Here is a 13951-nt window from a genome sequence, read left to right on the forward strand (position 1 = left end):
AGGCGGCCTTGCGCCATGCGCGTACATCGATCAATCGGCATCTGGTTCATTCTCTTCTCGTTACAATCCGCTTTCGTTTCCTGGAACCCCGGCGCGGCACAATCTCTTTCCAATTCAGGTGTCAATCGTCCGCTTAAGACCTCAGCCCTGGTGTTGTACGACACGACGGAAGAGTACGGCATGTACTGTTTCGCTCAAACGCTGATCTCGCTTCGGTACGCACGCCTTCCTTTCCATTCCTACAACCTGGCCCGATCGAGCGACCTCCCGTCACTTGATGAATACACGTCGGTCCTTATCACAACGGAGACCGTGTGGAAGCTGAATGAACAAGCGTGTGCGAACCTGACCCGCTACGTTCGTGACGGAGGAGCAGTGGTGGTGTTGTTCCGCGGATGGAACCCGAATCTTGAAGACCTGTTCGGCATCGCCTACAGCACAGCCCCCACAGTCATCGGTGAAAGAAGCCGCGGACTTGTGTTTACGAAAGAACTCCTCCCCGGTATCAACAATATCTCGATCAATGACCGGCTGCTCACCGATATTTCGCGTTTCGATGTCCAGCTGGACAGCACGGTCAGCGTGTTTGCCAGGACCTACATCGGCGATCATCCTGCGGCCTGGTTCCGGCGTTATGGCCGGGGCAAAGTGCTCTTCTGGGACACGTCGCTGCTCACGACGCGAATCTACAGAGGATACATCCTCGCTTCGATCGGGTGCGTTCAGCCCTGGACGTCGGCGCTGTTGTTGAATGTGTCCAATGTCTCACTCGACGATTTCCCCCTCCCCTCGCCGAACGAAAAAATTGAGCCGATCAAATCCGAGTTTAACGAGACGGCGTCGGAGTTTTATTCCTTCCGCTGGTTCCCCGACTTGGTGAAGCTGGGGAGGCAATTTGGTCTCCGCTACACCGCCGGGCTTATCTTCAACTACAGTGAAATGACGAAGCCGCCGTACGCTTTCAACGAGTGGTCACGGAGCCAGATTACTCTCGCCGGCAAGCCGATGAATTCCTCCGTCTGGGTCGCGCGTCAGGCCTCGCGGACAATAGAGCTGGCCTTTCATGGCTATAACCATCAGCCATTGACCCTGTCGAGGTGGGGTTCAAAAGAGAACATGACGCTGGCGCTTCAGGCGGCCAGGAGGCGGTGGGAGATGGACAACCTGGGTCCGGAACCGCTTGGTTACATTCCGCCGATGAACATCATTGATTCTGTCGGGTTGCGCGCACTTGTCGATGTCTTTCCGGGTATCCGGGTTGTCGGCGGCCAGTTCATGGGAAATTTCGATCTTGGCCAGGCGCGGGAATTTGGCCCCGATCCCTGGAACGAACATGTGATCGACGTCCCGCGGACGACGAGCGGTTACGAGATGGATGATTTCAACAAGATGATGACAATCTCGATGATTCATTCCGTCGGTGTCTGGAATCACTTTATTCACCCTGACGACGTGATTCCCACATCGGGCCGGTACCAGGAAAGCGTCCGTGAAGATCACAATACGGATGTCGCGGGTTGGTATAATGAGCCGAAGAAAAACGGGCTCTACTATCGGTTTCAGGAGTGGTTGAAATTCGTCCGGGATTACTATCCATGGCTGCGCAGCTTTACGCTGACGGAGGCCCGTGACGCGGTGATGGAGTACGCATCCGCATCCGCTTCCGTGGCATCGGAAGGCAAGATCGTTCGCTTCACCAGCAGCCTGACCCCCGCTCACTTCATGTTCTACCTCCCGGATAACAATCCAATTGAGCACGTTGAAGGAGGAGAAATACTGCACGCTGAAAATCTTGCCTTCACAGATTACTACATCCTGAAGTCGACAAGGCCGACGATGACGCTCACGCTGAGAGATTCGGTCGGCTCGGTGACCCTGAAGGGACCGGAGCAGGGGAACCTCTACAGCATTGATCGATCGGGGCGCAATGATATCTTACCTCCGTCCCTATCCGTCGCAGGAAAGACCATTGCACCCGCAGCACCGAAAACGATGATTCAACAGGTGGACGACCTGATCGGTGCGGGCAAACAGCAGGATGCGATCGCCGTGCTGGAGACTTCGCTGCGTGACAATTCCAATGATGTTGAGTTGTGGAAAAGGCTCCGACAATTGTATGATTGGAATAATCTGTCAGACAAAGCCATCAAGTCGGGCGAGAACATCGTCCGGCTTGCGCCAAACGACCGCGCGGCGTTGAAGAACCTTGCTCAGCGATACGTGGGGGCAAACAGGCAGAGAGAAGCTATTCCATTGTATGAAAAACTCCTGCGAGCTGATTCCAAAGACATGGCGACACTGAAAGCGCTGGCGCAGAATTATGTCTGGGCAAATCGGCAGAAAGACGCAATACCATTGTACGAAAGACTGGTGAAGCGTGAGCCTGGAAACACCACTCTCCGCAAGACGCTGGCAGACCTTTGTTTTTGGAATTCCATGAACGACGAGGGTATCCGCCAGTATGAGCAGATTCTGCTGATCGAAAAATCCGACACGGCGACGATGAGGCTTCTCGGGGAAAAGTACCTCGAAGCGAACCGCCAGGCCGACGCCATTCGTATCTACGAAGGGCTCCTGCCGTACGAGCAGAGAAGCTCCGCTCTTAGGAAACGTCTGGCTCAATTGTATCTATGGAATAACGCGGGCGGCAAAGCGATCGAACAATACGAATCGATCGTGGCCTCGAACAAAACAGATCGTGAAGCTCGAAGATCCCTTGCGCGAATGTACCTGGAGAACAGCTCGCTCGACAAGGCGATTCCTCAGTATGAACGGATCATCCATGACGAACCAAACGATGTTGCCTCGCTGAAGCGCCTCGGAGAACTCTATCTCTGGAAGGAACGCCAGCAGGAGGCGGTCCCGATCTTTCAAAGAATAGTGCAGGCCGAACCAGACAGTATTCCATCCCGCGTGATGCTGGGTCGTCTTTGTGTGTGGACGAAGAACCCCGGGGGCGGAAAAGCCGAGTTCGTTGAGGTGTTGCGGCGGGATCCAAGGAACAGGGAAGCGCTCACATTGCTGGCCGATATTGAGCGGGGCGAAGGGGAGTGGTACGCCGCCAGTTCGCGCTATGGCGAAATCCTCATGATCGATCCATCCAATCGGGAAGCCAGGATAGGGATCGAGGAGATTCGTCGTGACCATGGCCTTCTCCTGAAATCATCGTATGAGCGGACCGAGGATTCGAATGATCTCGTGCGTGAACAAGTGCCTCTCGCCGCGGGAATGATTCAGGGAAAGAAATGGAACCTGGGCCTCCATGCGCTTCGGCAGAGCGTCCTTGACAGAAGACTCGCGCTCACAGAAGTCGGTTACGGCCTGGGAATGACCGGGCAGTATCTCTTGATGCAAGGGATGTCGCTTTCTGGATCTGTGATCGCCACGTCCTATGAGTCCAACTGGACCCCGGTATCGTTGTCGCTCCAGGTCGATAACGTGCTGACGCCGCGGGTCACCACCGCGTTGAAGCTCCAGCGGTTCGAGACGACTGAAGGCGTTCAGGCAATCAGGACAAGAATCTACGTGAGCAGAGTTGCAGGTGAGTTGTTCTACCAGACCACGGACAGGTTGAGCATCTCGGGGGCGGCGGAGGTGAATTCGTATTCTGACGACAACACCAAGACGACAGTCGCCAGCTTCATGACATATAAAGTACGTTTGGGCGCACCGTCGATCACGCTTCTCGCGAACTACGCCTATCAGGATACCAGGGTAATCTATCGTACTTCAATTCCGTACTGGACTCCATCGCTTCTCTCCACAACATCAACGGGTGTGAATGTTGTGCAGGACCTGTTTGCGGGGTTGACGGTCGAGGCCGCGTATTTGCATACACTGCAGGCGGGGGTCTTCTCCAGCAACGTCCGCGGCCGAATTACACTCAGGCCGTCGATGTTTTCGCAGATAGTGGTCGAGTACGAAAGACTCGGCTCAACAGTCTACTCACAAAACACGGTTAGAGCGGTGCTGCAGTATCGGTACTAACAATGCGTTCTGCAAGTACTCACTCGAAGGCGCGAAGAAAGTCAGGACCATGCGCTTGTATCGTGAGACGATTTTCTTGCGAGGGGTCAGATATCGGAGGTCGGGGCACCGCTCCGACCCAGATCCTAAAGGTGCTCTACGGACTCTGGAGAGTCTAAGTATCATCAGTCCCATACATACCTCTCGTCGAAGTTCACTCCATATTCCTTCAGGAATGACCGATACTCATCCTGAAACGTCTTTTTCCTGTGGTGACCCTCCTGCCCAACGATGTACTGTTTCACTCGTTCCATCTCTGACTCCCCAACCGAAAACATACCATATCCGTTCTGCCACGCAAATTTCGCAAGCATTCTTCCTTTTGTCTTTATCCATTTGGAAGATCCACGTTTGATATCGCCGACGAACGATGCTATCGAGTGATTGCGCGAAAGAGAACAAAGAATGTGCACATGGTCGACGGCTCCGCCGACGGTTAAGACTGGGCATTCCAGTTCATTGCACGTACCGCCGAGATAGGCATGCAATTCGTCGCGAATTTTCTTGTCTGCCAGGAATGGGTATCGATTCTTTGTTGAGAAGACAATGTGGACCAATACCTTGGCGAGTGATTGTGGCATATGCTCCTCAAATATTCAACCCCTTCAGGGTTGTGGTAGTACTCGATGAGTGAGAACCGAGGGCGACGCCCTCGGTTAGAATATCTATCCCCTTCGGGGATGGTTTGAACCGATACAAGGCACGAGGCAGGCCAATCTTGGTTCCTCTTTCTCCTATGTCTCTATCTCAAACAGTGAGGTAGCCGACCCCGAAGGGGTCAGATATCGGAGGTCGGGGCACCGCCCCGACCCAGATCATCAAGGTGCTCTTCTAACCCTGAAGGGGTTAGATATCGTCACTCCCGGTCATACCTTTACTCTCTGACCTACCGTGGCGGATTTGATTTCTCGCCTGCGAGCCGAACAATGGAAGAAATCCGCACAAGCGGCACCAACGCCTGCCCTTCCGCCGGCGACATCTGAATCCGGCGAACGATGTCCATCCCCTGTGTCACGCGGCCAAAGGCCGCAAACCCCTGGCCATCCGGGTTTCTTTTCCCTCCAATATCAAGTTCGGGTTGATCGCCGATGCAGATAAAGAAGGAAGATGTGGCCGAGTTTGGTTCCGATCTCGCCATCGAAATTACGCCGTCGGTGTGCCGGAGTCCTGTTATGCTTGTCCGCTCGAGCGCGATCGGGGGGAAACTGCTGTTCTCTTTCCATGGATGAACAACGGCCTGGATCACCTGGATCTTCACAGGGTTCTGCTCGTTGTCGGGGCGAACTGTTCTCATGAAACATCCGCCGTTGAAGGAGCCGCTGTCCACATAGCGGAGAAAATTGGCCGCCGTTGCAGGGGCCTTGTCCGGATACAGTTCTGCAATGATCGTTCCTTCCTCCGTCTCGATACGTATCGAATATGGCAAGCCCTTGTCTTGCGCAAATACCGTGGATTGCAACACAAGCAGAGCGAGCACAAGCAGACTCTGAACATACGCTACCAGGCAGCGTCTTGTTGTCTTCATTCGTTCTCCTCGACTAGTGCGATAGAAGTGTGCGTCATGAAATTCACAACTGATCCGGGACCGACAGAGCTCACGAATTGCCGCACAAAGTTCGCTTCACAACGTGAGCCCTCGCTATCCTGGCAAAGGTGCAACGTGCTGATAGCCGGGGTCTTCAACCTGCTTCCGCTGAATAGCGGCGATTTCTCTCCACGTGGCGACGATCCCGCGCGGAGCGGGGGGCATGTCGTGCAGGATTGTCCGGCGCAGCTTCGCCAGGTTGTAACACGGCACAGCTGCATACATATGATGCTCGATGTGGTAGTTCATGTGCCAGTAGAGAAACTGCACCACAGGGTTCAAGGTAAACGTACGGCAGCAGAGCCGGAAGTCGGGCACGTTGTCCTGCAAGCCGATGTGTTGAGTGTTGTTGCACAGGAAGAAGAGCCAGCTGCCGTAGAACGGGGCAAGAGTTGTCAGGACCGGCAGCAGCCACCAGCCGTAGTAGAACGAAATCACCAGGACGATGCCGTGCACGGCAAGATGTATGCGCGCCCAACGAATGACGGGGCGGCCTCTGTCGGGCTGGTCGGCGGGGAAAAGAGCTGTTTCCCATTGCCCCACGAACCTGCCGCGGGAGTGGCGCAGAGTGGTTTTCAGCGTCTCGAAGCTGCCCTTGACATTGACGAATCCGGTCTGGAAAAAATGTTTTACCGTCAACCGGATCGGAAGAACGACCTCAAGATCGTCCGGCGGATGCAGTGTAAACTGATGATGCCGCATGTGGCTGCTGTAGAATTGCTCAAAGTTGACCCAGCTGATCAACGAGAAGATCCGCACAAACAGACCGTTGAGCCACTGTGTTTCGAAAACGCACCCGTGCACCAATTCATGTACGGCGTTGATGGCGAATGAAGCCACGGTACCATGGAGAAAAAACAACAGCACGACGGTCCACCATGGCCAGGCTGACGCGGCATACAACGCCGCGCTCCCCGTCAACGTCAGGAGTCCCAGATATCTCAGCGTTTGAAGAAGACCTTTAAAATTGCTTTTGGTGTTCAGGCTCGCGAGGGTTTGAGTGTCAAGCGGTGTGCGATACCATCTGACACGTGCGATGCCTCTGCTTTTCACCGGTTGATCATTCGGCGGGCGTGTCATGTGCTTAAACGGGTTCTCGAAAATGCCATGGTCACTTGCGGAATGTGGGATGGGAGAGTTCTTGCTGAGAAGATCTCGCGCGATCACCATTGGGAAATATTCTACATCTCAACGCAGAGGCGCGGAGATTGCTCAGGCCTGCACCTAGCTCTTTCCCCACTGACTGATGCTCTGAACCACGTCTGTATCGGTCTTGAACTCCGATGTAAGATGAAACTCAATCTCGGGGAACATTTCCCTTGCGGACTTGATCGACCAGGTTCCCTCGGCGAGGTAAACGGGATGATCATCTTTGTCATATGCGATGTGGTGGTCCTGGAGTGAGAGGAATCGGCGCAATTGCTCGCGGTTTGCAGACGTGAACCAGAAAGCTTTGTAGATGTTCATTGGACGCAAATCGCAATCCGCTCCGTACTCGTGGAGCAATCTGAACTTGATCACCTCAAATTGCATTTCGCCGACGGCGCCGACGATTTTTGTATGGCCGTGCTGCTGGATGAAAAGCTGGGCAACACCTTCATCGGTGAGCTGCCGGATACCCTTGTCGATTTGCTTGGCTTTGAACGGATTCCTGTTGATAAGTTGCCTGAATATTTCCGGAGAAAATCTCGGGATTCCTCTGAAACTGAACTGTTCCCCCTCTGTCAGCGTATCGCCTATCTTGAACGTGCCGGTATCGTAGAGTCCCACCACGTCTCCCGGCCACGCCTCCTCGATGACACTCTTCTCGTTCGCCATGAAACTTGTGGGGTTGGTGAACCGAAGTTCTTTGTTGAGGCGCGTGTGATAGTAATAGCTGTTCCGCTTGAACGTACCCGAGCACACCCGGCAAAATGCCATGCGATTACGGTGATTGGGATCGAGATTCGCGTGGATTTTGAATACAAATCCGCTGAATGTGTTCTCCGCCGGTTGTACTTCTCTTGTGGTTGTCTGCCTTGGCTGCGGAGGAGGAGCAAGCGCAACGAACGTATCAAGCAACTCCTTGACCCCGAAATTATTGAGAGCGCTTCCGAAGAACACCGGCGCAAGGTACGCCGAGCGGTAATGCCCTTCGTCGAACGGTTCGTAGGCGCCTTCGATCAGCGTAATGTCCTCGCGGAGCCGGGCGGCAGAGGTCTCACCAAGATGCTCGTCCAGGAGCGGACTCGCAAGATCGTTCACGGCGACTAATGAATCCGAAATGCCTGTCTCGTTGGGAGAGAAGAGTTCCAGTGTGTTTTCATGCAGGTTGTATACCCCCTGAAAGCGCGACCCCATGCCGATGGGCCACGTGAGCGGCCGCGTGTGGATGCCGAGTTCACGCTCGAGTTCGTCAAGAAGCGAGAACGGGTCCCGGCCTTCCCTGTCCATCTTGTTGATAAACACGATCACCGGTGTGCTCCGCATCCGGCAGACGTCCATGAGCTTGCGCGTCTGTTCTTCGACTCCCTTCGCGCAATCGATCACGAGGATCACGCTGTCCACGGCCGTGAGGGTCCTGTAGGTGTCTTCGGCGAAGTCCTTGTGACCCGGCGTATCCAGAATATTGACCTTGTACCCTCCGTATTCGAAGCCCATCACCGAGGTCGCTACAGAGATGCCCCGCTGCTTCTCGATTTCCATGAAGTCGGAGGTGGCCGTCTTCCTGATCTTGTTGCTCTTCACAGCGCCTGCCGTGTGGATCGCGCCGCCAAACAACAATAGTTTTTCCGTGAGCGTGGTTTTGCCAGCGTCCGGGTGACTGATAATACCGAAAGTTCGTCGTCGGTTAAGTTCGCTCTGATTCATCAATGTCGGTTTGGGATATGGAACAGAATGTTCAATGGATCGATACAATGCGGGCACACATCGTGCCCGAAAGCCGGAGGAAACACTACGTTGGAGTAAGAGCTCTGTGTAACGAAGAAGTGGTCATCTGTTTACAAGATACGGAGAATTCAGCAGAGAGCCAAGCTACCGCGCTTTCGTTACGATACTCAATGGGGAGAAGATATCTCAACAAAGCCGATAAATCTCCGCTCCCTCCTCTAAGGGTCGCTGACTCTATTTGCGATCCCCAGGCTTGCGCGGCCCGATTTGCTCGAACGGAATGCGCTTAAATCCTGGCAGCTCTTTGTATACCACGGAGTTGTCTTTCAGCCGGAAGTCCAGCTGCGCCGCATCGACAAATCCCGGGTCCTTGTCGGTGATGTAGTTCTCGCCAAACTCGGTCTGCGCGTATTGTCCGACCAGGCGGAATGTCTCTTCGTGCTTCACGAGCACGTTGTTGCCAAACACGTTGCGCCGCGGACGCATTCCCACGTATGTGCGCCCGTCGGGAAGGAGGTCGAGCCAGTCCTTCAACAGCGGATACCGCTCGCTGTAGGGAGGCTTACGTATATCCACGTCCTTGGTAAGTCGACGCGTGTATATTCCCTTCTCTCCGAAGAAGTAGGGGATTGAGCTGATGCCGAAATCGTACCACATGGATTTGAGCTGGTATGCCGGCCCGTATCCTTCTATGAAAATGTTGTTCTTCACCACAATGTCGTGCCCGCCGTTGCTGTAGACGGTACCGTACGAGGCGACCCTATAGAAGATATTTCCTTCGATGCGAACGTCGCAGGTGGCATCGTCGCAATAGACCCCCATCATCCACTTGCGGTCCGGCCGGCCGACATGATGGAAGAAATTCCATCGCACGACATTCCCCTGATCGCTGGGATCGCGGCCCAGGTACCAGGCTGATGCGTCGTTGGAGTTGAGAGCGACATGATGGATGTGGTTGTATTCGAATACATGATCGTTGCCGTGGACCAGCATCGCCTGGAGGTCGGCGTTGTATATCTCGTTGTGAGCTACCAGATTACCGCAGCCGTCCACGATCACACCGGCCGCTCCTGCCTTGTTTCTGCGGTTGAAATCGTGAATGCGGCAATCCGTCACCACGTTCCCGCCGGGCACAAGGTTCTTCTTGCTCCCGCCGCCGAGTATGATCCCTCCGGATCCGGTATTGTACACCTCGCATCCTTCGATGACATGGTGCTCGCCGGCATTCCGGTCCCAAACGGTATTGCGGTACATGTGCGAATGGAAACTCCCGACCTCGCGTGAGGACGGAACACCCTCATAGTCGTCGGCAGTGATGTGCGGGAACGTCTGCCGCGCACCCTGCCCCAGCATGATGCCTACAGTCCCGACATTGCGGACGACACAATTCACGATCCGGTTGTTGGTTCCTCCCTCAAGAGAGACCCCGAGCCCTCTCCCGTTTTCGATGACGAGGTCCCGCAGAGTACAATACGAAGTGTTGTCGAGGGCGATCAACGGCTGTTCCAGGATCGAGACTGTCACCCGTGTTGCAGCGATGTCACCCGGGGGCCAGAGGAACAGCATCCCGGAAGCCGTATCAACATACCATTCGCCCCGTTGGTCCAGTTCTTCAAGCACGTTGAGAGCGACGTACTGGTTGAAGTTTTGCCCGCTGGCAAGACTGTACATGTGAGGAGAACTAAGTGTCACTTCTTGCTGCACCGTATCGATGGAAGCAATGCGGATCTTGTCATCGGAGAACCCGTGGTTGAAGAACCCCTGCAGCCAGACATCGGAAACACCGGCCCAGCGCGCATGCCGTTTGTCAGTGTAGCGGAATTTCCCGCCGCGGTTCGAGTAGTCTCCGTCTCGGGGCATCGAGCCCGGGTCGATGATGGTGCCGAGATCAATTGCGCCTGTGTTGGGATAGCGCGCCAACTGCATTACGGAATCGTTCCAGAAAAGCTCCATCGGTGCCGGGACCACCGGGAGTCCATGACCGAATTGCCGATGTTTGCCGAAGTCGCGAATGCCCAACGCGCGGAGGTCTGCCTGGAGAACATGCTGCCGCGATTCAACCGGCAGACGCCGAAGTGTACCAGGATCAGACGCAGGGTGAAAGGACGAAGAAGGGATGGTGATGCCGCCGGAGAGGCGCACCGGCTCGATACCATATGCGGCGTATGTCACGGGGGCGCCGGGCGAGCCGGCGTCGTCCCTGGTGAGTTCGAATGTGCTTGCCAGGGAATACGTGCCGTCGCGGAGCCAGACGATGAAGGCCCGGCGTGTCGCTGCCGGCGTTGACTGGTGATATGTGCGGGCTGCAGTCCGCCCGCGCTCGAGAGTTTGGAACGGCCTCTCAATGCTGCCTGGGTTGCCGTCATCCCCTTTGGGAGAGACAAATACTTCCTGGGCATGAACGCGTGCTGCTATGAATAAGGAAAGAAGAAGCGAGAAAAAAAGTCTCATGGCATGTCCTGTTCGAAGACTGAGGAAGTGGAGCGGCAGATCAATGTATGGGGAAGGCGTTGGGAAATCAAGATGAGTCGACCGGCGCGTCCGCCTGTTTCACAGGATAGGAGATCCAGATGAGGAGCGATAGATCAAAGAGCCGACCCGGTATCGGTCGCCTTTGTCGCATAGCTCATCATTGCCCGTCGATAGCTTGGAAGTGGTCAAAACACTCCGAAAGAGAGCCTCGCTCAGACATCGAACATGTACATCCGAACATAAAGCGTGGCTGCCTTGCAATTGAAGCGGAAAGGGTCTAAACTGTAAACAGAGGATTTTCCCCCTGTTCTCGCCATCGACTGAAGGGCGAGGCTTCTTAGGCTCGCAGGGGTCGTCCCGTCAAACAGCGCACGTCGTAAGCCTACCTCGAGTCCCGCACCTACGCTGCATTTCCACTGGTCCATGGCCAGTCACCAGTCTTTTATGTCCTCGTCTCGCAACTGCAAAGGCATTTCGTTATGTCTCAACGCAGGTGACGCGGACCTTACACCGGGTTCATTGAAAAGAGGCGGATTGCCCTTGAAGCCCAAAAGAAATCTCTACACCGCTAGTTTGAGCACGGCCGATTGGGGGAAACAGGCATGGCTTTTCCTTGCACATCTTCGTCCCCACGCCAGACCGGGGTGGTGGACGCTGAAGCGATGGGTTGAAATCATGTGGTTCAGGAAGTTGGGTGTGTGATCAATTATGAATGAATCCATTGTAATATTAAGGGCAGCAGGCTGTTTCATAGAGCTCATCCACCGCAATTCAAATCCGACTGTATGGGTCGTCAGGCAATGGAAGAAGAGCCTCTGGTTCAAAACGCTCATCTCATCTGATTGGTTTATCGATGCCGAACAAGCGATGTCGTTCGCGAAAAAAATGAAGCGGGATCACGACACACAGGGTGGCTCTTCTGTCGCAAAGGAGATACTTCGACGTGCGAAATAGCGATTTTCAACCGAAACTCCATAGGGGGAGTACACCCCACGAGGAAATGCAGCTGGGATCTGAAGGCAGACCGGGCGATCGATTGGCCGCAATGGCAATGGAGGCCTCAGGTTTCTCTGTTCTGGCGGTTATAGAGAAGCTCCGGTCTCCTGACCGGTTGCCTGTATTTCCATAACGAAGCAACCCGTTGACGATGGATGTATGAGAGGAGAAGCATGAGTAGATTTGAAATGCGCGGTCCTGATCTTTACGATTCGCATCACCGCATTGTAGCTACGACGAGGGGCAGGGCGATTTACGACGGCAACAACCAGAGAGTCGGATCAATTCGCGGCGACACTCTGCTCGATACGGACGACAGGATCATGGCCACCATTCGAGGTTCAGATATCTACGATTCAGACAGCACCAAGGTTGGTTCGCTCTCTGACGTTCAGGCGTCGATCAAAGGGGCAGTGGCAGGAATTCTCCACGTCGCAATTTGGTACTGCTTCGTACGGTAGCTCGGTTTATTCTTCCATTGTGAGAAAGGACGCTCGCCCCGGAAGGCAGGGTCCACCTCTTTCGTGCCTTGATAGTGTCCTCTGCGTTGTTCTGAAAATGCCGATCGACCAATGTTGATCGGCATTTTCTGTTCCTGCGCGCATGGAGTCCTTCCACAAAACAACGAATAGGGGCACCCTATTCTCGGTTTGTGTGTTATATTGGAAATGCAGTCCTGACCAGAGAGGCTCCCATGAAGATCATTCCACTCGTTTTTCTTTCTGTCATGTTCTTTGCTGTTGCAGCACATTGCGCTTCAACGGGGCCCTCGGAAGAACCCGGCCTGCTTGTCCGCACGGAGTGGTTGGCACAACATCTCGGCGACAAAGACATAGTAATTCTTCATGCCCACTGGACAAACAGCAGCTACAAGCAGGGGCACATCCCCGGCGCGCGGTTCCTCTGGCTCTATGCGCTCGCAAAGAACACTCCGGAGCGAAGCACCGAACTTCCTTCCATTCAGGAGGCACGTGCGGTACTCAAAGATCTTGGCATTACACGGAAGTCCAGGATCGTCGTCTATGTTGAAGGGCAGAATACGGCGATGGCCAGCAGGATGATTCTTACCCTTGCCTATTTCGGACTCGAAGATCGTGTCGTGCTCTTGGACGGAGGACTTGACGCATGGAAGAAAGAAGGGCGACCTGTCTCGAAAGAGATCCCGAAGTTCAAGCCAGGGACCTACGTCCCCAAACCGCACACCGGCGTCGTGCGGGACGCGGAATGGGTGCGCGCTCATCTAACTGATCCGAACGTCACGATTATTGATGCGCGGGCCCGGCGATACTACGATGGTTCAACCGGTACTTCTCCCGGCCACCTGCCGCATGCCGTGAGCATTCCGGCCTCGAGCGTCGCTGATTCGACGAACCGGATGATCAGTCTGGATTCGCTGCGATCAGTCTTTGGAAGGGCGGGAGTCAAACCCGGCAGCCGCCTCGTCGCCTATTGTCATGTCGGTCAGTCAGCGACCCTGGTGTACTTAGCCGCGCGAATGATTGGATATGATGTCAGCGTGTACGATGGTTCTTTTGAGGATTGGGCCGACCGTGAGCTCCCGGTCGAAGCACCTCCTGCGAAGAAGTAGTTGCTCTTACTCAAAGACCAAGGATGAAGATCAAGGCGTTCTATGGAAGAGAAATCACAGAAGACCCGGAAGACACTCACGTCGCTTTCTGATCTCGGGCAGATCCTTACGGAGGCTGAACGGAAACAGTTCTCTGCCGAAGTCAAAAAGCCCGAGCACGACGGACGAAACAAGACCGTTCGGGTCAGGCTGGACACGAAGGGAAGGAAGGGAAAAGCCGTAACGCTCGTGGAAGGGCTCCAGCACAATCCGACAACGATGGAGGAGATAGCAAGGGTCCTGAAACAGCATTGTGGCGCCGGAGGTACGATGAAGAAGGGAAACATTGAGATCCAGGGAGATCAGCGCGAGAGAGTGGCGCAAAAACTCCGGGAAATGAATTACGTTGTCAGGTAGCTGGCGAACCAAAGCCG

At 54.7% G+C, this 13951-nt stretch carries 10 protein-coding genes; 5 read left to right on the forward strand and 5 right to left on the reverse strand.

What is annotated here, in order from left to right; translation table 11 throughout:
• The first annotated feature begins 15 nt into the window (after positions 1-15).
• Complete coding sequence (locus NTU47_13605) at positions 16-3987, forward strand: DUF2194 domain-containing protein (GenBank protein MCX6134843.1); 3972 nt, start codon at positions 16-18, stop codon at positions 3985-3987.
• Positions 3988-4151: 164 nt separating this feature from the next.
• Here the strand turns inward: NTU47_13605 and tnpA are convergent, their stop codons facing one another.
• The 5 genes from tnpA to NTU47_13630 form a co-directional block, all read right to left on the reverse strand.
• On the reverse strand, positions 4152-4607 hold the full coding sequence (gene tnpA, locus NTU47_13610) for an IS200/IS605 family transposase (protein MCX6134844.1): 456 nt from the start codon (positions 4605-4607) through the stop codon (positions 4152-4154).
• Positions 4608-4912: 305 nt separating this feature from the next.
• Positions 4913-5551, reverse strand: a complete 639-nt coding sequence (locus tag NTU47_13615; GenBank protein ID MCX6134845.1) for a peptidylprolyl isomerase — start codon at positions 5549-5551, stop codon at positions 4913-4915.
• 114 nt (positions 5552-5665) lie between these two features.
• Positions 5666-6691, reverse strand: a complete 1026-nt coding sequence (locus NTU47_13620; GenBank protein MCX6134846.1) for a fatty acid desaturase — start codon at positions 6689-6691, stop codon at positions 5666-5668.
• A 144-nt stretch (positions 6692-6835) separates the two neighbouring features.
• Positions 6836-8461: a peptide chain release factor 3 gene (locus tag NTU47_13625; protein ID MCX6134847.1), complete on the reverse strand. Its 1626-nt coding sequence runs from the start codon at positions 8459-8461 to the stop codon at positions 6836-6838.
• 255 nt (positions 8462-8716) lie between these two features.
• A complete protein-coding gene (locus NTU47_13630; GenBank protein MCX6134848.1) occupies positions 8717-10933 on the reverse strand; it encodes a right-handed parallel beta-helix repeat-containing protein in 2217 nt (738 codons plus the stop codon).
• 729 nt (positions 10934-11662) lie between these two features.
• Between NTU47_13630 and NTU47_13635 the strand changes: the two genes are divergently transcribed.
• The 4 genes from NTU47_13635 (at position 11663) to NTU47_13650 (ending at position 13934) form a co-directional block, all read left to right on the forward strand.
• A complete protein-coding gene (locus NTU47_13635; GenBank protein MCX6134849.1) occupies positions 11663-11908 on the forward strand; it encodes a hypothetical protein in 246 nt (81 codons plus the stop codon).
• Positions 11909-12123: 215 nt separating this feature from the next.
• Positions 12124-12411 carry a hypothetical protein gene (locus NTU47_13640; GenBank protein MCX6134850.1) on the forward strand — a complete coding sequence of 96 codons (288 nt, stop codon included), beginning with the start codon at positions 12124-12126 and terminating at the stop codon, positions 12409-12411.
• A gap of 233 nt (positions 12412-12644) precedes the next feature.
• Positions 12645-13538, forward strand: a complete 894-nt coding sequence (locus NTU47_13645; protein MCX6134851.1) for a rhodanese-like domain-containing protein — start codon at positions 12645-12647, stop codon at positions 13536-13538.
• Positions 13539-13580: 42 nt separating this feature from the next.
• Positions 13581-13934 carry a translation initiation factor gene (locus NTU47_13650; protein ID MCX6134852.1) on the forward strand — a complete coding sequence of 118 codons (354 nt, stop codon included), beginning with the start codon at positions 13581-13583 and terminating at the stop codon, positions 13932-13934.
• Positions 13935-13951: the final 17 nt, after the last annotated feature.

The organism is Ignavibacteriales bacterium, assembly GCA_026390595.1.
GTDB lineage: Bacteria > Bacteroidota > Ignavibacteria > UBA10030 > UBA10030 > UBA9647.